Raw genomic sequence first — 23040 nt, 5'->3', positions numbered from 1 at the left:
TCGGACACTATTCAGAATAGTGTCCGATTTGTGTGGGTGCCTGGCACCAGCAATCTTCTGTTTCGATCATGTCGTATATTTTTGCGCGTGATTCTGGGAAGCTGAATGGTTGGTGGAGAATGAGCTTCCATGCTCCTTCAAAGGTTTGGAACAACATGCCATGACCGCTATCATCATAAACTAATGGTTCGAGTTGCTCCCAAGGCCCTTGCAGTTTTCCAGTACGCGAACGAGCAAGAGTCTGGACGTATCCATCCTTATTCCAACTAGACCACAACATAATTAAGTGGCCATTTTTTGTACGATATAACTGACAACCATCGGAAACATATACAGATTGTTTCACGCTTGGTTTTCGTTCCTCATTAATCCAAGGTGCGTCAGATGCTTTGAAAAGATGGATAGGCTCCCCACAAGCTTCCGACAAATCTTCTTTTAGTGGTATCGCCTCAAACGTACCATCAATCACTTGAATCCATTCATGACAATATACCATCCACGGCTTGCCATCCTCATCTTCGTATAACGTCCCATCCAATGTCATAAATTCCTTCGGAGGTACTGGTCCGTCTTTCTTTAACAATTCGAACGGACCTAGTGGTGAATCTGCAACTGCGATACTCGTTCCACGCAGATGATTCGTATTCCACACTTGTGGAGGCTCTGCTAAAATGGCATCCCGATTATGGAGCGTAACGAAAAGGTAATACTTCCCTTTATATCGATGAACCTCTGGTGCCCATGTGCCATGTTGCGGATGAGCCCACGAATCATCTGGAACTGTAAAAACAACAAATGGACCTTCCCACTCTTGTAAATCCTTACTCTTATACACTAGGACACCAGATCGCTCTAAATCTGTGAATCTTGGAATCCCGCTCGTATACAAATAATAAGTCCCATCTTCAGCTAAAACAAAGGGATCATGTGCAGGTATATCTTCAAGTCGATGTCCCCCTGTAGGATTGGACGTATCAGAAGCCTTGTTATATACAACCATAACCATCTCTCCCTTTCGTGCCTGGCACCGACACAACTCAGATACTATTCTGAATTGTTCGGGTGCCTGGCACCGTATTTGCAACTGGTTTCCCGAATTGCGGGTATCCGTTTTCGTCGTAGTCAAATACTTGTACACAAGCATGGCGGCCACCGTCATTTAGCGCGTCTTCGTAATCGTTTTTGTGGTCCCTTGCATGGTAGACTAGAATATCATGTTTGCCATCCTCTGAAACGGTAAAACTATTATGTCCAGGTCCGAACTTTTTGTTTTCTTCACATGTAGTAAATACAGGTTCCTTTGACTTCTCCCATGATGCAGGGTCTAAGAAGTCACTATTTTCATCTGCCGTTAATAATCCCATGCAATAGTTTTCATCTGTTGCACTTGCGGAATACGTGATAAAAATCTTGCCATTACGTTTTAATACAGCAGGTCCTTCATTCACTAGGAATCCAATTATCTCCCATGAATACTCTGGTTTTGAAAGTAATACTTGCTTCGTTTTTAATGTCCAAGGATTTTCCATTTCGGCGATATAAAGGTTTGAATTACCCGCTATCTCCGGATCCTTTTGTGCCCACACATAGTACATTCTGTCATTATGCTCAAACACCGTCGCATCCAAGGCAAAAGATTCCCAATCCGTTTTCACTTGTCCTTTTTCAACCCAAGTCCCCTCTAACGGATTAACACTTTCATTCTCGAGCGCAAACATACGGTGCTGGAATGTATGGTGTTCTGGATGTGGCTCCTCTGTATGTGCAGCAGCAAAATAGATATACCATTTTCCTCGTAAATAATGGAGCTCTGGTGCCCAAATCAACTTACTTAATGGTCCAGTATCATGCTTACGCCATACAACAACTTGCTCCGCATCTCGTAATCCTTCTATTGTTTCCGCTCTACAAATCTCAATACGGTCGAACTCTGCAGCTGATGCGATAAAATAGTAATAACCATCTGTGTGTTTATAAGTCCAAGGGTCTGCTTTTCTTTCTAATAAAGGGTTTGAATACTGTAACATGTAAAAAAATCTCCTTCCTGATATGAAATTACGATTCTAGCTCTATAAATAGAACTAGTTTAATTGAATCCCCTTACATTTTTCGTTATCTTGTACGTATAAGTTGATCCATACCTATTTAAAAACATCATAAGCTAGAACGACATAAAAATCAACAAACAAGATAAATCGACGCACGTATGTCGAAGGATTTGCCTGTATCACTTGAGTTGAACATGGTACAATTTTGGAAAAAGGACGAAAAGGAGGAGGTTATGATGATTAGAAAAGGCTTTATCATGTACGTATATCCTCATATGCATGAAGAGTATGAACGTCGTCATCATGAGCTTTGGCCGGAAATGCTAGAGGAATTGTATGAACATGGTGTAACCAATTATTCTATCTTTCTAGATAAAGAGACGAGTCAGCTTTTCGGCTATCTAGAAATTGAAGATGAAGAAAAATGGAGCAAGATGGCGAAAACAGACATCAACCAGAAGTGGTGGGCATATATGGAGCCAGTAATGGAGACAAATCCTGATAAAAGCCCGGTTACGAAAGAGTTGCGAGAAGTGTTCCATATCGAGAAAAAAGATTAAGCAAACAAAAAGGGACGAAGAACTTACTTCGCCCCTTGCGTATTTATTCTTTAAAAGCTAATCCTTCTTCTTCTAATAATTTTCTCATAGTTGGAATTGATGCTCGTCCAATACCATGGATTTTCAGTATTTCTTTTTCAGTGTATGTAGAGAGCTTTTGCAAAGTATCAATTCCTTCATGAACTAAAGCGTTTCTAGCTGGTGAACTAAGTTTTGAAAGGAAACCGTTATTCGGCTTATCCTCTTTGTTACAAATAGGACAACTTGGACAATCGCTACTCTTATAATACTTATGTCCTCTCTCACATACCCTTAACGTTTTTTCCAATATAAAAATACCCCCCTGCAAACAAATTCAGTACTGAGTATTTCCGGTGCCAGGCACCCGGACTATTCTGAATAGTCCGGGTGCCTGGCACTTTTTATTCTACTACAATCGTTGCAACGCTCATTGGTGGTAGGGAAACTTTTAATCCATTTTCAGTTGCTTCGTATCCAGTGAATTCTCTTTTTTCTACTTCGCTTGGATTTTCAAATGTATTATGAGCATCCATTGTATCAGCTGTAATGAATTCGGCTTTTACAACGGAAGAAGGTCCAGTAAATGTTAGGTCACGAGTAGCTTCCAGGTCATAGTTACAAATAGAAATCGTTACTTTTCCATCCTTTTTAGAGGCTGTGTAGCTTACATGTTCTTCTACATCTCCATATGAATCTACTAATTGTGCTTCCATATGATCTTGATATAAATCAAACACATGGTACGTCGGCGTCTTTACGATTTTATCGCCTTCTGTAAGGAGCATGGATTGTAGTACGTTAATCATTTGGGCGATATTCGCCATGTGTACTCTATCCGCGTGTTTGTGGAAAATATTTAATGTAACAGCTGCAACCATCGCGTCACGAATCGAGTTTTGCTGATATAAGAATCCTGGGTTTGTACCTGGCTCCACGTTGTACCATGTTCCCCACTCATCTACAATAAGTCCTACCCGTTTTTCTGGATCGTATTTATCCATAATCGTGCTATGTTTTTCAATAAGCTCGTCCATGAATTGAGCATGTTCAATAACAGAGAACCATTCTTGCTCAGGGAAACCTGTCGCATTCCCTTTGTCATGCCATTTTCTAGTTGGAATCGAATAATGATGTAAGCTTAAACCGTCCATAAATCTTGCTGCATTTTTCATCAGTACTTCTGTCCAGTTGTAGTCCGCGCTATTTGGTCCACAAGCAATTTTATAAATTCGTTCCTTGCCATAATTTCGCACGTACGTCTGATATTGACGATACAAGTCAGCATAGTATTCAGGGCGCATATGACCACCACAACCCCAGTTTTCATTTCCTACACCGAAAAATTGAACTTTCCATGGTTCATCTTGGCCGTTTTCTCTACGCCAATTTGCCATTGGGGATTCTCCACCCATTGTCATATATTCAACCCATTCTTGCATTTCATGAACAGTACCACTACCAACATTTCCGTTAATATAAACTTCACATCCGAGCTGACGAGCTAATTCGAAAAATTCATGTGTACCAAAGTGATTGTTTTCTGTAACGCCACCCCAGTGGGTATTGATCATCGTCGCACGCTTTTCCTTTGGTCCAATACCATCCTTCCAATGATATTCATCGGCAAAACAGCCACCTGGCCAGCGCACAACCGGAACATTAATTGCCTTCAGTGCTTCGACAACATCTTTTCGTATCCCATTTTCATTCGGAATGTCGGAATCCTCTCCAACCCAAACTCCCTCATAAATACAGCGTCCTAAATGCTCCGCAAATTGCCCATAAATATATTTACTTATCTTCGGTCCTTCTTTTTCAACTAATAGATTAATAGCCATTGTTTCCCCTCCCACTTTTCTTTTCGAAGACAATATAGCACTCTATGAAAGCGATGTCAATAACTCGTAAGTAAATATAAAAATAGGTATTTATACATATGGTTAACTAAAAGGTTACCCTAATAATAGATATTGCTATCCATCCCTTCATTATATATATTTGTATTAACAAGGAGGTTAACGACATATGCAATTAGACATTTCTGAAGCTTCTATTCCTGTGTATGAGGTGTTAGCAAGCCCAACGAGAATAAAAATGATTCAACTTTTATCGAAGAAAAAAATGAATATTAAAGAATTAGCGAAGGAATTAAATATAAGTAGTGCGATTGTAAGTAGACATGTTCAGAGAATGAGTGAGGCAGGATTAGTAAAAACAGAGGTTGTTCCTGGAAAATCCGGTCTGCAAAAAGTGGTTATTTTAAAGGTGGACCATATCGAAATTCAATTTCCACAAAAAATATATTCAGCCTATGAAAGTTATCTTCAAGAAATTCCGGTTGGCCATTATTATGATTTTGACGTCCATCCTACATGTGGACTTGCTACAACAACACATACGATCGGGGAATACGACAACCCAAATTATTTTATGGATCCAGAGAAAAACCAAGCAGCAATTTTGTGGTTTACAAAAGGATTCATTGCCTATCGAATCCCATCGCTTTTAAAAGAAAGGGATACGTTAGAAATGATAGATATTGTACTCGAAGTATCTTCAGAGTTCCCATATTCCAACAATGTATGGCCTTCGGACATAACCTTTTCCTTAAATGGAAGAGAATTATGTACATGGACAAGCCCTGGTGACTTTTCTGATACAAGGGGCAGGTACACTCCGGAATGGTGGTCGAATGACACGAACCAATATGGGATCCTCCTTACGATCCGCATTACGAATGTTGGTGTCTATGTCGATGGTAAAAAACTATCAAACATTAGCATTGACCACTTCCGCGAAGACATTGGCATGTGGGACCTAAAAATCGAAGTAAAAGAAACCGCCCAAAACGTAGGCGGCGTCACTCTCTACGGCAAAGGCTTTGGCAACTATGACCAAAACATTAATTTTGTTACGTATTATAGTGGAGAAGGATAAATTTGTAAGTTCTCACTGTTGCTTTTTGTAAAAATGTGGTATATATTATGAATAATTGATAAAAATTATGGAAAATTATCACAATTACTCAATCCCTGTTGTGATAAATATTTATAGCGTTTTTGAATTTTTGGTTAATATGCATAACAGATAATAAACGGGTTTTGATTTTCAATCACACACAGACTTTTTGCTATTCTAGCTATGCTAGAGTAGCCATTTTTATGTTTACACCTTTTTACGACAAAATAGGACAATTTTTGTAAAAAAAACTGCCTCAAGTCGAACTACAGGAAGGAGATGCATAATGAGTAAAATAGTCATCACGGGTTATGGTGTCGCAGTACCCGGTAGCATGAATAGCATTCAATTTGAAAAGCAGCTACAAGCAGGTTCACATGGGATTACTGTTATTCAGGATGATTTATTAACGAAAAATAAACTTCTTTCACTAGGATTTATAGATACTCAAGTCTATAGTAGAAAAGAAAAGGCTTATAAGCGGTACCCGAATATATCAAAAGCGCAAATTACAACGGCAGAAGAAGCTGTACAAATGGCAGGCATTGATTTTACAAGGAAAAATATTGGTGTGTTTATTGGTACGTCACTTGGAGGTACGGAAGGCTATGAAAATAGCATCGCACTTTCGAGTCGTGGTAACTACAAAGTATTTCCTACATTCGCCTGTGGACATACAAACTACCATAGTACTGCATCTGCAATCAGCAACCACTTTAACATTACAGGAATTACGAAAACTGTCTCAACTGGCTGTACTGCTGGGCTCGAGGCGTTAGAAGATGCCAGCCTATATATAAAAGCTGGACAAATAGACTCTGCCATCGTTGGCGGTGTTGATATGGCAAATACTGCAAGTCTCATCTACGCATTTAGTAAAATTCGAACTCTCCCTCTAGGCCACCATATCGAAGTTTCTGGACTACCTTTTAGCAAAAATAGTAAGGGTTTTGTTCCTGCAGAAGGATCGGCAACAATTGTTATTGAAAAAGAAGAAGATGCCATCAAAAGAGGCGCAACTATATATGCAGAAGTAGTAGATACGAAGAGTAATAATGATGGATTTGGTGTGTTTGGTAGTGATTTGGAAGGAAATAGAATGTATCAACTATGTAGAGAGGTAGTAAAGGATCGAACACCAGATTATGTTAATAGTCAGGCTTTAGGATTGCACGCGAATGATATAGTGGAAAGCTTGACACATGAACGGCTTTTTCAAAACAGCATCCCAATTACATCGATAAAAAGCATGGTTGGACATGCGTTTGGCGCATCGGGTTTAATCCAATTAGTTGCTTCTATTATCGGCATGGAAAAAAATTTCATCCCTTTTACCACGAGAACGGATAAAAAAGGCTTTGAAGATTTGCAAATTATAGATAAACTAGAAAAGAGTGAAACTTCAGAGGTTCTTATAACGTCACATGGATATGGTGGTAATAATGCTGCCACATATATACGAAAATACTAAATACGATGTAGTTTACTAGTTGTTCATCACTAGTATCATAGGCTAACTCGTTATACTGCACTAGTGAGGAGGGAACTGCTTGATTTTTGCTGTTCTTATTTTTATCATCGGTCTTATTCCCATTTTCCTAGGTTACTCCTTATTTCATCTTTATGAAAAAAGCAAATTAACGAATTTAATTTTTTTGTTTATGCTATGTATCACTTTCTGGCAAATAGATGTCTCGATTTTGTACATAGGGAGCCCTTATTTAAATGAACAGACAACATTAATATTATTTAAGTTATTTAGAATTGGTCCAATTGCTGCCTTACCGTTAATTTTATTTATCACCTATGAATTATATAAAACATCGGTTCCCAAACCTAAAAATTTCCTTGGTAAAATTGAAAATGCCATGTTAAATAAAGGGATGGTAATCGCAGCTTTTATCAGTACTGGAATCGTATATGCAATCAATTGGACGTCATTTGGTATAGAAGGTTTAACAAAATATGAAAATAAGAATTTAGGAATGGAATACTATTATCCAATCTATGGAGATTTACAGTTTTCGTTTTTTCTACATCTTATCGTGCTATTACTTTTTTTAATTTTGCTCGTATTTGTTAGTAAAAGTATTAATAATATTAAGATGAAATCTTTTATCAAAACGCTTGTTATATCCTCCATTATCTTATTCTGTTTGGGTTTAACGAACTTTATTCCTTCTTACCAGATCTTAATTAGTAGTATTGCCGTTTTAATCTACTCCATATTTATCTTAATAGCTTTTATTAAAATGTATAATGCTTTAAATGCAGACTATTTAAATGTTGTACAAAGACAAAATAAATTAGATTATATCGGAAATATGACTGCAAGCCTTATTCATGAGGTAAAGAACTCACTCTCTATCATAAAAGGGTATTCCGAAATCATCCCTTCTTTACAAAAACTGGAACCGCATACAGATGAAATGATGCGCCATGTGATTACATCAAGCCAACAATTATCGAATCTAGTCAATGCCTATAACCAATTTTTGAAAAACGATTTAGTGATGGCGTTTAAAAGCCAAGACGTTGTACATTGCATTCACGTCGCCAAACAAGTATGTGACAAGTTGTTAAAAGAGAATAGGATAGAAGTAAAAATTACTTCGGATTTCAAAGTAATTCCTGCCTATATAAATGAGACTTATTTCACACAAGTGTTAGTTAATTTAATTAAAAATTCAATTGAGGCGATTCCAGAGGATCGGCAAAACAGAGAAATTGTATTCCATGTAAAGGATGTAAATCATAAAAAAGTGATAATAGACATGTTTGATTGTGGATGTGGGATTCCTCCGGAAGATTGGGATAAAGTATTTTTACCTTACAATAGTACAAAAGTCGAAGGCACAGGATTAGGGCTACCATTTTGTAATAAAGTACTATTTTCACACAGAGGCTTTATAGATATAATGAAAAGTACTCCGGAAGGGACACACTTTAGAATACAATTACCAAAAAGTAAGTTTATAGAAATAGAAAAAGCAATATAATAAGGGAGCTATGGAGATGGATGTGAAGAGTATGGAGAGAAAAAAAGTGTTAGTAGTGGAAGATATTAAGCAGATGTTTTTGTTATACCGTTATTGTTTGGATTCTCACTTTGATGTGCATATGGCTAAGTCATTTAAAGACGTTCAAAATTTTGAGAACAAGGACGATGTTGTCGTAACGATTTTGGACTACCATATTCCTGGAGAAAGCTTTGAAAATATACTTACATACATAAAAGACAACTACCCATTCTCCAAAAGACTTTTGATATCTGGACATGCCGATAGTTTAGGCTTGCAGGAAAAATACGGAAACGATCTCGATGGTGTTTTTTCGAAACCACTTGATGACTACACGAAACTAGCCGGCTACTTAGTCGACCTCGTCGGCCCTGAGAACCTGCAACGATCAAAAGTATAATTAATAAATACACCATGCATCCGACATCTATTGTAAAACGGTCAGCCTATGAATCTAGGTTGGCCGTTTTTAATTTTTCTAATTTAAGTTAAAGTGAATGAAGTTTTAAAGCTACCATTTGCGGTTATTAATATGATAAACACATCACGAAAGAGGGTTATAGTATGTTCGATACGATGTCAGATGCATTATTGTTATCTTGTTTTCGGAAGGCAAAAACACTTCGGTTGGATCAAGACTTTATCGAGTTATTACAAAAAGAAATGATGAACCGTGGATTAACAAGGAAATCTTCCAAATAGGACTTATCGTCTATTTAATATGAACACTTTAAAAAACTATTTATAAAAAGAAAATATACGTGTATCCTATGGACATAAAGCATAGGAAAGGAAGATTTTTTTGTTTGATTGGAAGAAATTTGATTGGGAAGGATTACTTGTCCATGCCGGTATTATCGCTTTAAAAATAATAGGGATTTTAATTGTCTTTGCGATAGTAAAAAGAATCGGTTCTACAATGATTAATCGTGTATTTACGAGGCTTGCGAGTCGAAATGAAATTACCAAAAGTCGTGCGATTACGTTACATAAGTTAGCTGAAAATGTTCTATCATACGTGTTAATTTTTACACTAGTAGCTACTATATTTGGTGTTCTCGGACTTCCCATTGGTAGTTTGATTGCAGGTGCTGGGATTGTCGGCCTTGCGATTGGATTCGGTGCACAAGGACTTGTTAGCGATGTTGTGACTGGATTCTTTCTTTTATTAGAAAAACAAATAGAAGTAAATGAATATGTCACCATTGGAAGCATAGATGGCGTCGTTGAATCTGTCGGTTTACGAACAACACAAATTCGCGGCTTTGATGGAACATTACATTTTATCCCTAACCGCGAAATTATCAGTGTTAGTAATCATTCACGCGGGACGATGCGCGCACTAGTTGACATTCGCATTTCCTATGATGACGATATTGATCAAGCAATAAGGATTATCCAATCAGCCTGTGATCGCGTTGCTGCTCAGAATAGCGATGTAATTGTGGATGGCCCTAATGTTATTGGTGTGCAAGCCCTTGGAACATCTGAGGTTGTGTTGCGCGTCATTGCCAAAACAAAGAACAATGAGCAATGGGGCGTCGAACGCGAATTACGCAAGACAATTAAAGAAGAATTCGACCTCCAAGGAATTAAAATGCCTTTCCCACACCAAGTGCTTGTCCAACAAAATAGCACAAACTCCTAACTTTGGTGGGAACTCCAAAGGTGCATATTTGCATCGTTGGAGTTTTTTTATTTGGTTGGGAATGCGCTGGGTTACGGCTAATTTTGTATGCGGTGATATAGTGGAGTTTGCTGTGTGAGTCTATTTTTCATGGAGGTTGATACATTGGGGCTTGCTGCATGACCTCCTATGCTTAATTTTTTCTGAGGTGGGCACGATGAACGACCTTGCGTGACCGACTCCACCTAATTTCTACCGAAGTGGGCACGTTGAACTTCGTTGCGTGACCACCTACATCCAATATTTCTCGAAGTGGGAACGATGAACGCTCCTGCGTGACCAGCTCCATCCATTTTCTCCCGAAGCGGGCACGTTGAACGCTCCTGCGTGACTACCTCTACCCAATCTCTCCTGATGAGGTCACGATGGACGTTCCAACGTTACCACCTCATCCATTTTCTCTCGAAGTGGGCACGATAAACTAGCTTGCGTGACCACCTACATCCAATTTCCCTTGAAGTGGGCACGATGGACGTTCCAACGTGACCACCTACATCCAATTTCTCCCGAAGCGGGCACAATGGACGTTCCAACGTGACCACCTACATCCATTTTCTCTCGAAGTGGGCACGATAAACTCGCTTGCGTGACCGACTCTATCTAATTTCTCCCGAAGCGGGCACGTTGAACGCTCCTGCGTGACCACCTCTACCCAATCTCTCCTGATGAGGGAACGATAGAACTTCCATCGTGACCTCTTATGATTATTTTCTTCCGAGCTGGGCACGATAAACGATTTCTTACGCCACTCCCTCTAATATCATCCAAAAAGGTTCTCAGCCGCTACACCTCTCCCCCACTAAACTCTCACATTATGAGCTACAGTAATAACCCTATCATTCATTCCACTTCCTACCAGTTCAAATTAGAAGCGTATTTTTCAAAGAGGCTAAGATTGCTTATATATCAATGTTTTCTTCTAGGAAATCGCTTTACATCATAGTTATTATTTCCTATAATAAAATAATACTATTTTAATAAATAGTAACTATTGATGATAGGCTGTTACTATATTTTCGTGGATAATATAGTGACACTTGGCACGACAATAAACAGTAGGTGGGTGTCTTGTATGGTCTATGAAACAGAACGCGATCTGTTAAAAGATATTTATATTACTAGACAGGCCATGGTCCGAGTTGGAAAGCTTCATGGACTGAATCACCCTGAAACACTGAAAATAAGCCGTCAATTAGACGATTTATTAAATGACTTGTATAAGCCCGAGAATAGACATCTTTTACTGCTTTCTGACCGTAGAAGTCAGGTTGCTGGAAACGGAGTGAATATTGGAAAATGAGTGTACATTTAGAATTAGCCCAACATGCGAAGAATCAAAATGCGATGTATAATCGGTTCCTAGAATTAGATCAGCAACGTGAATTGTATATTGAAGAAGCTATTACCTTATGCAAACAAGGGAAGATTTTTTCAACGGAGAAAATTAATGCAGTAACGAGAGAAATCAATAAAATAAATCTTCGTTTTATCCCAACACGTCAACTTGTTACACCTGAAATGGTTCAAGAATATGTTGGGAGAATGGCTAATTAATAGGGAGTTTAGGGTAAAATAGAAAAAACAGCCACCAGGGGTTGCCCCGGTAGCTGTTTTTTTATTTTAGATCCTCTAATATCACTTTTATTTTTTCGGAGGCACGGTCTGTTATTTTACTAGACTGTTTTTCCAGATGTGAAATTATATCTGATAGAAACTTGGCTGCCATATCTCCTCTACCTTTGGAGTTATGATGTTCAACTTGGCGAAGTTTGTTTTGTACCAACTTATACAGTGAGTGTTCTATTTCATCCTTTTCGTAAAAATAGTCGACTAACTCACGCGCTGAATCTACTGTTGCTTCCAGTGGACGTACATATATATTGTCATACTTCGTATCACTTAAGAAGCTTCGTACACCGATTTTCCCATGTGTGTAAGCATTGGCACTGTTGTCTGTGTAGTCAATCTTTGGAGTCTCCATGTCACCAACATACACTTTAATATTTGTACCCTCGGCTACAACTTTCACATGTTGGACCTCATCAATTGGGACATCCAAGCTCGCACCTGTGATATATTGCCAATTATAATTAAACTTACCGAGATGAACACCACCCTGATTAATAAAGGCAACATAACCTTGCAGCATATCTGCGCTATTATGGTTCAATTCCTTGCCATCTACTGGGTTTTGAACACGGAACAGAATTCCACCATCGCCATTTCCATCGACGACTTGCAGATCAGCTTCGACAATATAGTCATGCCAAGAGCTATCACCGTATGTCATTTTTCCATAAGTACCCGCTCCAGAACGCAATGTACCTTCCTGCTCTACGATTTCATAATCGCTTGCATCATGGAAGCTAATATGATGAAAATCAAATTCCCCACTTATCGTTTCCACTTTGATTGTATGCTCTCCAGCTGGCAATGTAATCCCGTCTTTTATAAAGCTGACCCAATTATCCCAGTTACCCGTTTGCGGAACAGTGATAATACCTGTCAAATCAACTTCGTCATCGAGCCACACACGCACTTGGGTCCCGGGTATTGTTGTCGCAACATTCATTTCCATGACATAGTTACCTGTTGTTGCAATATCCACTTTGTATTTATACCATTCACCAGGTTGATTCCATCCAATATTGAATGAACCGTCTGGATGATTACGAATATCAACGGTATCAAATCGGTATTGGCCACCAATATTCGCGACCGTCTTGTCATGGTAAGCAACACCTTCGCCACCAAGCATATAATCAACCGCCATGATTTTACCTGGTAATGCGTGTGCTTCTGCAAATGTATGGAAGTGTAACGTTGTAAAACTTAACTCTCCACTCACTACCTCAAGTGTTAGTTCCTGTTCTCCTGCTGGTAATTCAAGAGTTATCGGATCTGTTAACGAATATTCACCTAGTACAACATCGTTATTTAAGATAAACTTGACTTGCGTGTTTGCAGTCGTATTTTTTCCAATAAAATCAAGGGCATAAACACCCGCTTCTTCAGGCTTAACTTTTACTGTGTGTGTTTCTCCTTGGGCAAGTGTTGCATTGGATGCAAAGGACCCTGGAATTGGTTGGTATATGCTGTTTGAGCTGAAATTGAATTTAGCAATATCATATTCGCCTTCCACAATTTCAACCTTTAACGTATGCTTTCCTGCTGGTAATTCAACATCTTTTATTGTTAGCTCCTGCCAGTTATTCCAGTCACCTGTAGAAGGAACATCAACGACTCCTGTTAAATCTATTTCGTCATCCAACCAGAAACGGATCTTCCCGGATGTAAAAGTAGTACCATATTCCATTTTGAGGTCATAAAGTCCGGAACTCTTAATATCAACATTGTACTTCAACCATTCGCCTGTCTGGTTCCAACCAACAGCGGTTCCACCACCTGGCTTTGTACGAATATCAACAGCGTCATCTCGGCGTTCACCACCAATATTTTGTGGCGTTGTATCATGGTAGGCGACACCTTCACCACCAGTAATGTAATATGCAGCTTGAACATTTCCTGGAATTGGCTTATACCCATCAAACACATCTGTATTAATATTACCTGTATCTACACGCCAGCTACCTTCGAATTGCTGCCACCCTTCCGCAACTCCACTATTAAAATCTTCGAAATAAATAGGTGCATCCTCATACTTGTTCACATCAAGTTTTGCAAAATTTACTTCGCCAGAAATCACTTCTACCTCCAGTGTGTGCTTTCCTTCAGGGAGTGAAATGTTATTAAGTGTGAGGTTACGCCATTCATTACCGGAATTCGCTACATCGACAGCTCCTGTTAGATCCGTCTCCCCATCTAGTAATATGCGGATTTTCGCATTCGCTTCTGCTGCAACTCGTACATTAAAACTATAAGTGGAATCAGACTCGATATTCACGTTATACTCGAGCCATTCCTGCTCTGCCAAGTGAGCACTGTAACCACCTTCTGAATTTGGACGAATATCTACTTCATCTTTACGATAAGTATCGTTTACCTCTCCTAAAGCATGATAATTTGAATAATGAACAGCTTCCACAGAACCCGGTAACGGTTTATGGACTTCGAAAATATTGCTGCCATCTACATGATTACTCGTAGCAATATAGCCGAACTCTGCTTGTACATTGTTTGTTGTGTAACCAATTGCACCTCCAGCAAGCGACTCAACATTGCGTGTTTGCTTATGCATCCCATCTACAAAAACCTTTACTTCTGATTCTTTTTTCTCGACGCGAATAGTGTGGAGTGCTTCGTAGTTAAATTCATCTGGAAGTTCAGAAGTTTCCCAGCCAAGCTCACTGCCATCAACCATAATATTCGTCTCCAAAAGATTCTCCTCTGGATTTAGAACAGCAACCCCATAATTATTCTCATCTACATAAGAAAAAATGGCTCCATAATGCGGATTCTCGCCTTTTTCCAGCAGCGTCATATTGAATTCCGCTGTAAAATTGGCTGCAGATTGATACGATGTAATAATACGATTATCTTCGCTACTTTCCGTTTGTAAAAGTGCATTATTTTCAATGGACCATGTTCCACCATTAATTACAGACCATTCTGAACCAATCTCATTTCTTTTAAAACGATCACTGAAATCTGGCAAACTCGGATTCTCTTGCTCGAAAGTTGTTGGTCCAAGAACAAGCATCTTATCGCCATTCCAAGCGATGCGGTCCATATTCATGTACCGGCCCGGATTTGCATGACTATGATAAACGATAAATTCTGAATCTAAATCTGGTCCTCTAATAATCGAATTATGCCCTAGTCCAACATTCTCCCCTTCTGTTTGTAACAGTAGTGGATTTTGCGTTGGATCTTCCATGAATACTCCAGTTGGAGAAGTACTTGTAGCATAATTAATGCGATAGCCTTTACTCCAAACGTGGTTTCCTGTATAGGTCATATAATATTTTCCATGTCTTTTAAAAACGGTTGCCCCTTCTGTCCAGCCTTTCATTTCTGCACCAGTATTAATTTCAGGACCAAATGTATATGGATCCAACATTTTATAGGCGCTTATAAAATTGGCACCCGTTCCGTAGAAGTACCACTGGCCATCGTCATCAATGAATACATGACCATCAATCCCTCTACCGAGATTTCCTGTTTGTTGCACGAAAGGTCCAAGTGGACTCGAACTTTTATACACGTAGTGACCATGCCCACCTGGGGACGTGTACATGTAAAATTCTCCGTTCCAGTAGGTAACTTCCGGTGCATAAGCGGCCTTCGTGCTCGCCTCTTCGGTCACAAGTCCTGCGTACTCCCAATTAACAAGATCCTCAGAAGTCCACGCCTTTACACCACTCTTGTCATCCACCGTACTTACATACAGATAATAAATCCCATTATGCTTCAGAATATACGGATCGCCTTCACCATAAAAATCCCCATTATTCCATGTCCACGAGTCACTTAACTGAAATGGATTCGTATACGCAAACGAACTAGTTGGAAAAACTAAAAAAGCTACTAACATCAACACCAACCAACGAAATCGTCTCATCATAAACCTCCTTTAGCACTTTGCCCAATATAGTTATTGAATGTTGCACAGTCTGGTCCTCATAACCCAGAATTCAGAAAACGTTTTCACCTCACTTTTTAACTTTCCTTTGTTCTGTTGTTTTTTGTGTATGAGTGTATGATTTTGGGGTTGTCTTGTAAGGATAAGAAGGAAAGTTAGTATTACTTACAATATATATAGAATAGTAAGTTATCATATATAATAGGCTTAATATAAAAGGATAGTAGCGGGACAAAATGATTCTTTTGTAATAGGCGGAATGGTATATGAATGAAAAACGTGGCGCTAACACCCCTAACAAGGTTGGTGACACCACGTTTTACGTATTATACAAACAACTCCGATAAGAATTTTCTAGCTTCATATACTTCAGTTTCAAAATCGTCCCACCTGCATTCAATAGAAACGAGCCCCTCATAATTCGCTTCTTTTAAACAAGAAACAAATTGTTGATAAGGATAGCTTCCTGTACCAGGAGCTAATCTAGCAGAATCTGCTATATGAATATGCTTAAGGAAATCCTTGCCCTCGATGATATTTTCTAATGCTTCCTCTTCTTCCTCCATATGATAGAAGTCAGCAAGCACTTGGATTGATTCGCGGTCCACTCGCTTAGCAAGTGAAACCGCGTCTGGAATACTATTAATAATATTACTCTCTTTTTTATTCAGCGGTTCAATGACTACCGTAATTTCATTTAACTCCGCATAATCGGCAACCATTTTTAAAAACTCGACGATTTGTTGTTCCCCTTCTTCTGTAGAAAAATCAGCTGGCAACGATCTCGCTCCACCACTTCCAAACACTACTTTTTTTGCACCAATTTTCTTCACCCTTGATAGAGCAGTTGCCACATAGCATTCAATCACTTTGTAATCGACGGAACTTCCAACAATCTTCATATTTCCAGGCAAAAATACATTACATACTTTCACAGGGAGTGGACTTTCTTTATACTTTTTTAAAATAGCTTGAAATTCATTCTCATCTTCCGTCATCAGTGATGTGACCGTACATTCTAGAAAGTCGAAGCCTGCCTGTTTGACGATAGCAGCATTCGCAATATCGGTACAACAGCCTAAACGCATGTTATCTTCTCCTTTTTCCAATAAATTGTTTCGGAGGTCCAAATATGCTAGTTATGAAACTTGTATTTCATATGTTCCTGTTTTCAGCATGATGATCAAACGATCTTCTTGTTCCGAGCAACGAATCTGTTTCTGTTCTTGGAGCGGTACTCCATTTACTACCGTCGTACTTATTTTAGCGGATGGTAAAATCAATTCTGCTTGGGCGTCGAATGGGATGCGGAAATGGTAATGAACGTTATCCTCTTCATACCTCCAACCACTTTCATATCGTCCTGCAGCCGAGTTCAGTGTTGCTTTTGCATATTGTAATTGTGCATTCGGTTGAGGAGCTAAGCGAACCCTTTTAAAACCTGGGAACTCTTCTACTGGATTGATTCCACACATGTTTCGGTACATCCATTCTACAATGGAGCCATACGTATAATGGTTTAACGAGTTCATCCCAAGCTCTCCGAATCTCCCATCTGGTAAAAGCGAGTTCCATCTTTCCCAGATAGTTGTTGCGCCAAGTTTTACCGAATATAACCAGCTTGGAAATTCCTCATTCAGCAATAGACGATATGCCAAATCATTGTAGCCATTTTCCGATAACACCCGGCAGAAATACGGTGTGCCAACAAAGCCTGTTTTTAGGTAGTAGTTATTTTCTTCAAGATTTTTCACTAATGAGTCTAGTATTCTTTTTCGTAACTTATCCGGTACTAGATCCATAAATAATGCTAGAATGTGAGCTGTCTGTGTATTTACTACAAGCCGACCTCGAGGGGTGACAAATTCTTCACAAAATGCTTGCTTTACTTCCTTGGAAAGTCGTTCATACTCCTTGGCTAGCTTTTTTTCACCTAAAACGCGAGCAGCCTTTGCAACCAATCCTGCGGAATAGGCATAGCATGCTGTGGCGATTAAATCGGTTGGCGTACCACCACTTCGATGGAATTCATCGCCCTCTCCATCCAATGCTAACCAATCACCAAAGTGAAAACCAGTATTCCAGAGCCTGCTACCATCGTCTTGTCTCCTAATGCTATCCACATAATCTTTCATACTATGAAGCTGTTGCTCTAGTATCGCCTTATCTCCATAATGAAGATAGACATTCCAAGGTATGACTGTCGCCGCTTCCGACCAGGCACTGGAACCCGCATCTTGATATCGATCCTCAACTTTTTTACTTAAACCGATGCTTGGGATGAAATGCGGTACTACTCCATCCAGATTCTTTTGTTCTTTGGCAAGATCATATAAGTATTTATGGAAAAACGCATTTGAATCCATATTAAAGCAAGCAGTTCCGGAAAAGACTTGCGCATCACCGGTCCATCCCATCCGCTCATCACGTTGTGGACAATCTGTCGGTACATCAAGGAAATTCCCTTTTTGTCCCCACATCGTGTTTAAAAATAGTCTATTTACCATTGGGTTAGAAGTTTCAATATGTCCGATTGTCTCCAAATCGGAATAGACGACACAGCCAGTGAAATCTTCCGGTTTTACTTCTTCTTGCCAGCCTTCTACTTTTACATAACGGAATCCGTAAAATGTAAAATGTGGCTGGACTTCTCTCGGTTCTCCGTTTGAGATGTAGGTGAATTCCGCCTTAGCTGAGCGCAGATTTTCCCGGTAAAAACAGCCATCCTGCATGTCTTCTCCATATTGAAGATTAATAACCGTATCTTTCGGGGCATCGATGTTAAAACGAACCCAACCTACCATATTTTGGCCCATATCCAGGACTACTTCCCCTTTCGGTGTATGAATGACCTCAATAGGCTGGATCGTTTCTTTTATTAAAACAGGAATACTTCGCCGTGCTTCTAACAAGTTAAAGTCAATATCAATCGTACGTACGCCGTCCCAATCGTCATCAAGGATAGTAGGGGTGGACCAGTCTTTCACTAATTTATTTGCATCTTGAACTTCCCCATCGTAAATATTGCCTCCCATTATATAGGAAGGTTTTGTTTTCCAGCTTTCATCCGTAGCAATAATGTCTGTGCTTCCATCTGTATAGTGGACAACTAACTCACATAGTAATGCAAAGCGATCCCCATAAATCCCCTTTTCATTCGTAAAACCAAATCGTCCCTTATACCAACCATTTCCCAACATCGCACCTAACACATTTTTTCCTTGTGATAGATGATCTGTTACGTCAAAGGTTTGATATTGAAGCCAATCTGTATAACTATTGAAATAGGGGCTTAAATGCTCATTCCCTATCCGTTTCCCATTCATTTCCGCTTCATACAATCCTAAACCACAAATATATAATCGAGCTTGGGCAACTTCTTTGTTAATGTCAAATCCTTTCCTTACATATGGATGAATGGAGTTATCTTCCCATTCAGGAGTAATCCATTTCCCCTGCCAAGGTTCATCCATCTTTGCCGTTTCAAACCATGCGATAGGACTTCTTACTTCCCCAGCATCTGTCCAAACGTATACTCTCCAGTAATACCTCGTACATGGTTCCAGCTTCATCGGTAACGTATACCCAATACTATCAATCACTTTGCTTTGTCCACTATCATGTAAAATAGTATCGAATGCTTCATCAGCTGCGACCTGCACCTGACAAGCAATCTGCTTCGTCGCATCATCCGCTTCCGTAACCCAACTTAACCTTGGCCTGTCCAACGAATAACCTAACGGATTCACCATCCGATTACACATCATACGAGTAACTTCCATCCAACTTGCCTCCTTTTAACTTGGTATAGGTGCCTCTTTGTATAGGTGCCTTTGTATAGGTGCCTGGCACCGAAACATCTCTGACACTATTCGGAATTGTACGGGTGCCTGGCACCGAAACATCTCTAATACTATTCAGAATTGAGTGGGTGCCTGGCACCAATTTGAATAATATTAACAGAGTGAGATTTCAACTGTATTTCCATATTCTTTGAGTAGTCGCCTAGATCTTCTTTAAAAATGGTGATTTCATTTTTTCCGACATCATTATAGGAATCAGGGGCTTCTCCACTAATGCCATATAAGCTCACACTTTTTCCTGTAGGTGGAAATGGAAATGATAGAGTAATAGTCTGGCCTTCATCTGAAAGCTTATTGATGATTGCTAAGGCGATACCTGGTTTATCTATCCATTTGGTTGCAAGTATATCAAGACTCTCTATTTCTATTTCCACCCCATTTTTATGATTTACTTTCATAGTAGGTACTTCTTCAGACCATGAATCAATAATTGTATCTCCAAGATAATTAACATATAAATCAAATACATGGTATGTGCTTCTTAAAACGATGCCTTCAGAATTGCTATATAAACATCCTCTCGTGTTTAAAATAGGGGCGAAATTTGCCAAACCTACAATGTCACAATTTCGATTCATCGCACTTAAGAAGCTTGCTGTAAATATTGCATCAGCCATCGTATATTGGCTATTGTCATCATTTTTATCTCGAGGATCTATATAATCCTTCTTATGAATTCCTTGCTTAATTGTATGCACATTCGGATGATGCCAGCTTCTAAGGTTCCATTCATCAAAGGCAATTTTTATTTTTTTATCTAATTTCATCGCCTTTAAAAGTCCTCGAACTTCCTCTACGGCATGATCAATATGCTTCGTGAATGCCATACATTGCTCATAGGTTGCTAAATCATTCTTCTCAGGGACCATGTCCCAATATTCATGTATGGAAACCCAATCGATAAACTCACCAGCATTTTTAAGTAAGTTTATATTCCATTCAATATTTGGAAGTGCTGCAGCAGAAAGTTCAGCCTGTGGATCGACATGCTTCATCATTTTGCCTGCTTCTCGTACTAGTCGTCCCCACTCCTCTGCTGATTTTGCACCAATTTCCCAAGAACCATAATTTTCGTTTCCGATACTCCAATACTTCACATTGTGTGGATCGCGAAATCCATTTTGAATTCTCCATTTTGCATATTGTCCTTCGTGATCCAAATTGCAATACTCAACCCAATCACTCATTTCTTCTGCTGTACCGGTTCCTGCATTTGTACAAATATAAGGTTCACACCCTATCTTTTGACACAACTTTATAAATTCATCAGTACCAAATGTATTCGGGTCCTCTACCCGCCATGCTTTATCAAAGAAAGGTTTTCTATTATCACCAACACCCTCCTTCCAATGATAGGATGATACAAAACATCCACCTGGCCACCTGAGTATCGGAACTTTAATTTTTTTCATAGCCTCGATAATATCAGTCCGAAATCCATCCTCGTCTGCCAAAGGTGACTCAGGATCATAAATCCCGTCATAAATTTGCCTGTGAAAATGTTCAATAAAATGCCCATAAATTAACGGGCTTCTTATGCCATAACGCCTATTTTCATTCACCTCAATATTTACTGCCATTTTCATCCTCCATCATTCATGTGCCTCCTCTGTTTCGGTACCTTCTGTTTACGTGCCTCCTTGTTTTGGTGCCTTTGTTTTGGTACCTGGCACCAAAACAACTCCGGCACTATTCTGAATTGGGTGGGTGCCTGGCACCGAAACAACTCTGGAACTATTCTGAATTGTACGGGTGCCTGTGGTCAAGCACTAGCGTTGCACAGCAGTAAAAAAATGTAAAATGAACATAAATATTGATAAAAATAGAAAAAGCTCCTATTGTAGTGTTGGTAACGATGACTAAATCAGTTCCCTACACTTACAAAGGAGCACACAATGTATGAATAGTGTAGACCAAAAATTAGTCTTTCGTCAATATTTATCTTTATTACCTCGTAATACTTTTTCATGCCCATTACATAATTACGATTATAAAAAGTTAACGGATGAGTCTCTAGTTAAAATATTCCTTTTAGCTGGGTTATTTCGATGGGAAAGCCTAGATGAAATTGAAATTGGCATACGTTCAAAGAAACAAATAAGGCAAGAATTAGATTTAAAATCTATTAGTTCCTCTACATTAAGTCGTCGACTGGCGACCTTAAATACAAATGAACTTGCAGATATGCTTAGCCGTATTGCCCAGCAATACAAGTTTCTTAAAGCTGGTAAATCTAAAGGGTTAAACCCTAATGTAGGCCTTTTAAGAATCATAGATTCTTCTCATATCAAATTGCCTAACAATGCATCTAATTGGACTGCTGTCTCGAAAGATTCTAGCGGCGTTAAAATTCATTTACGTCTAGCGGTAGCCTCGTCTGACAGTGTATTTCCTGAAAAGATGATTCCATCTACCGCAAATATTTCAGACATAGATGCCGTTAACTATTTAATTGAGCCAGACAATACATTATATGTAATGGATAGAGGGTATGCTGAAAAAACCAAAATGGGTGGGTGGCTCCAAAAACAGGTTAAATTTCTTGTGAGGATCAAAAAAACGTTCCGTTTTGAAACTTTAAGATCCTATAAATCTGACCTTCCGAATGTAACTAGATATGAATTAATTTCTATCAGAACTAGGCCAGAAAAATTAAAACTAATAGAATTTATCGATGAAGAGGGAACATCCTATCGTCTTCTTACAAATCGATTGGACTTAAGCGAACAAGAAATATTGGATACCTATAAAAGCCGTTGGTATATCGAATTATTCTTTAAATGGTTAAAACAACACGTCAAAGTAGACCATTTATATAGCCAATCCCCAACTGGTATTTGGAATCAACTATTTATTGCACTAATTACTTTTGGATTACTAGAAATTATGAGGCTGCTGAGGGAACCAAATCGTGAGATTTGGACGTTCTTAAGAACAATACGTCAATATTTAATGGATCCATGGGAAGAAGTTCAGGCAGAATTTAATAGAAAACTTAAACCCAGTAAGGGAAGGCAAAAGATTCCCGATAAACCTGCCAGAGAAATAAATTTCGGTTTTGAAAGTGCAATTGTAAGTCCAATATCAAAAGAGCATTATATCAAAAAGTAAAATATGTAAAAAAAAGGGAACTGATTCATTTATAGAACCAGATCCTCGTTTTTACTCTTACCTGAAAGTTTTACTGGTAAAATTATCTATTTATTCATTTATTTTCAAGCTATGCAACGCTAGTGGTGGTCAAGCCCCCTAAAAGTGGACATTCCATAATTGTTTATTAAACCGCTAAATAATGTGCTTCAAAATAAGAGGTTGGGTTTAAATATCCCAGCCTTTTTTGA

At 38.9% G+C, this 23040-nt stretch carries 18 protein-coding genes; 10 read left to right on the top strand and 8 right to left on the bottom strand.

All coding sequences use genetic code 11. The features are described 5' to 3' along the window. Positions 1 to 7 precede the first annotated feature (7 nt). Positions 8 to 1000 (bottom strand): glycoside hydrolase family 43 protein, encoded by a 993-nt coding sequence (locus tag ACFPM4_RS16455; RefSeq protein ID WP_382354135.1) that lies wholly within the window; start codon positions 998 to 1000, stop codon positions 8 to 10. Between the two features lie 37 nt (positions 1001 to 1037). Continuing rightward, complete coding sequence (locus tag ACFPM4_RS16450; RefSeq protein ID WP_382354132.1) at positions 1038 to 2027, bottom strand: glycoside hydrolase family 43 protein; 990 nt, start codon at positions 2025 to 2027, stop codon at positions 1038 to 1040. A 257-nt stretch (positions 2028 to 2284) separates the two neighbouring features. On the opposite strand from ACFPM4_RS16450, the gene rhaM reads away from it, so the two are divergent. Beyond that, positions 2285 to 2608: an L-rhamnose mutarotase gene (gene rhaM / locus ACFPM4_RS16445; RefSeq protein ID WP_382354316.1), complete on the top strand. Its 324-nt coding sequence runs from the start codon at positions 2285 to 2287 to the stop codon at positions 2606 to 2608. A gap of 43 nt (positions 2609 to 2651) precedes the next feature. On the opposite strand, the gene ACFPM4_RS16440 is transcribed toward rhaM, so the two are convergent. Together ACFPM4_RS16440 and ACFPM4_RS16435 are read right to left on the bottom strand one after the other, a co-directional pair. Beyond that, positions 2652 to 2939: an RNA polymerase alpha subunit C-terminal domain-containing protein gene (locus tag ACFPM4_RS16440; protein WP_382354313.1), complete on the bottom strand. Its 288-nt coding sequence runs from the start codon at positions 2937 to 2939 to the stop codon at positions 2652 to 2654. Between the two features lie 91 nt (positions 2940 to 3030). After that, on the bottom strand, positions 3031 to 4467 hold the full coding sequence (locus ACFPM4_RS16435; RefSeq protein WP_382354129.1) for an alpha-N-arabinofuranosidase: 1437 nt from the start codon (positions 4465 to 4467) through the stop codon (positions 3031 to 3033). A gap of 187 nt (positions 4468 to 4654) precedes the next feature. Here ACFPM4_RS16435 and ACFPM4_RS16430 point away from each other — a divergent pair, with 187 nt between their 5' ends. The 8 genes from ACFPM4_RS16430 to ACFPM4_RS16395 all read left to right on the top strand — a co-directional run bounded on the left by ACFPM4_RS16430 (position 4655) and on the right by ACFPM4_RS16395 (position 11848). Continuing rightward, a complete protein-coding gene (locus tag ACFPM4_RS16430; RefSeq protein WP_382354126.1) occupies positions 4655 to 5566 on the top strand; it encodes an ArsR/SmtB family transcription factor in 912 nt (303 codons plus the stop codon). Between the two features lie 307 nt (positions 5567 to 5873). Continuing rightward, positions 5874 to 7058 carry a beta-ketoacyl synthase N-terminal-like domain-containing protein gene (locus tag ACFPM4_RS16425; RefSeq protein ID WP_382354123.1) on the top strand — a complete coding sequence of 395 codons (1185 nt, stop codon included), beginning with the start codon at positions 5874 to 5876 and terminating at the stop codon, positions 7056 to 7058. Between the two features lie 79 nt (positions 7059 to 7137). Continuing rightward, positions 7138 to 8586: a sensor histidine kinase gene (locus ACFPM4_RS16420; RefSeq protein ID WP_382354120.1), complete on the top strand. Its 1449-nt coding sequence runs from the start codon at positions 7138 to 7140 to the stop codon at positions 8584 to 8586. Between the two features lie 31 nt (positions 8587 to 8617). Continuing rightward, positions 8618 to 9007 carry a response regulator gene (locus ACFPM4_RS16415; protein WP_382354117.1) on the top strand — a complete coding sequence of 130 codons (390 nt, stop codon included), beginning with the start codon at positions 8618 to 8620 and terminating at the stop codon, positions 9005 to 9007. 164 nt (positions 9008 to 9171) lie between these two features. Further along, entirely contained in the window at positions 9172 to 9309 is a 138-nt protein-coding gene (gene sda / locus ACFPM4_RS16410; RefSeq protein WP_382354114.1) for a sporulation histidine kinase inhibitor Sda, read from the top strand. Positions 9310 to 9409: 100 nt separating this feature from the next. Continuing rightward, positions 9410 to 10255 carry a mechanosensitive ion channel family protein gene (locus ACFPM4_RS16405; RefSeq protein WP_382354111.1) on the top strand — a complete coding sequence of 282 codons (846 nt, stop codon included), beginning with the start codon at positions 9410 to 9412 and terminating at the stop codon, positions 10253 to 10255. A 1111-nt stretch (positions 10256 to 11366) separates the two neighbouring features. Continuing rightward, on the top strand, positions 11367 to 11594 hold the full coding sequence (locus ACFPM4_RS16400; RefSeq protein WP_144928238.1) for a Spo0E family sporulation regulatory protein-aspartic acid phosphatase: 228 nt from the start codon (positions 11367 to 11369) through the stop codon (positions 11592 to 11594). Next, the gene (locus ACFPM4_RS16395; protein ID WP_382354108.1) at positions 11591 to 11848 is read left to right on the top strand and encodes a DUF2533 family protein; all 258 of its coding nucleotides are present in this window, start codon (positions 11591 to 11593) and stop codon (positions 11846 to 11848) included. Before ACFPM4_RS16400 ends, ACFPM4_RS16395 begins: the two co-directional genes overlap by 4 nt. A 61-nt stretch (positions 11849 to 11909) precedes the next feature. Here ACFPM4_RS16395 and ACFPM4_RS16390 read toward each other — a convergent pair whose 3' ends face one another. The 4 genes from ACFPM4_RS16390 to ACFPM4_RS16375 form a co-directional block, all read right to left on the bottom strand. Further along, on the bottom strand, positions 11910 to 15815 hold the full coding sequence (locus ACFPM4_RS16390) for a carbohydrate-binding protein (RefSeq protein WP_382354105.1): 3906 nt from the start codon (positions 15813 to 15815) through the stop codon (positions 11910 to 11912). A 347-nt stretch (positions 15816 to 16162) separates the two neighbouring features. Beyond that, positions 16163 to 16924 carry a sugar phosphate isomerase/epimerase family protein gene (locus ACFPM4_RS16385; protein ID WP_382354102.1) on the bottom strand — a complete coding sequence of 254 codons (762 nt, stop codon included), beginning with the start codon at positions 16922 to 16924 and terminating at the stop codon, positions 16163 to 16165. A gap of 51 nt (positions 16925 to 16975) precedes the next feature. Then, the gene (locus ACFPM4_RS16380) at positions 16976 to 19618 is read right to left on the bottom strand and encodes an alpha-L-rhamnosidase (RefSeq protein WP_382354099.1); all 2643 of its coding nucleotides are present in this window, start codon (positions 19616 to 19618) and stop codon (positions 16976 to 16978) included. Between the two features lie 131 nt (positions 19619 to 19749). Then, complete coding sequence (locus ACFPM4_RS16375; protein ID WP_382354096.1) at positions 19750 to 21279, bottom strand: alpha-L-arabinofuranosidase C-terminal domain-containing protein; 1530 nt, start codon at positions 21277 to 21279, stop codon at positions 19750 to 19752. Positions 21280 to 21598: 319 nt separating this feature from the next. Between ACFPM4_RS16375 and ACFPM4_RS16370 the strand changes: the two genes are divergently transcribed. Continuing rightward, positions 21599 to 22810, top strand: coding sequence for an IS4 family transposase (locus tag ACFPM4_RS16370; protein ID WP_382354093.1), 1212 nt, complete (start codon positions 21599 to 21601; stop codon positions 22808 to 22810). Positions 22811 to 23040: the final 230 nt, after the last annotated feature.

This window comes from Lederbergia graminis, from assembly GCF_042655485.1.
GTDB classification, from domain to species: Bacteria; Bacillota; Bacilli; order Bacillales; family Bacillaceae_C; genus Lederbergia; species Lederbergia graminis.
Note: the sequence above shows the minus strand (reverse complement) of the source record. Positions and strands in the feature narration are given on the sequence as shown.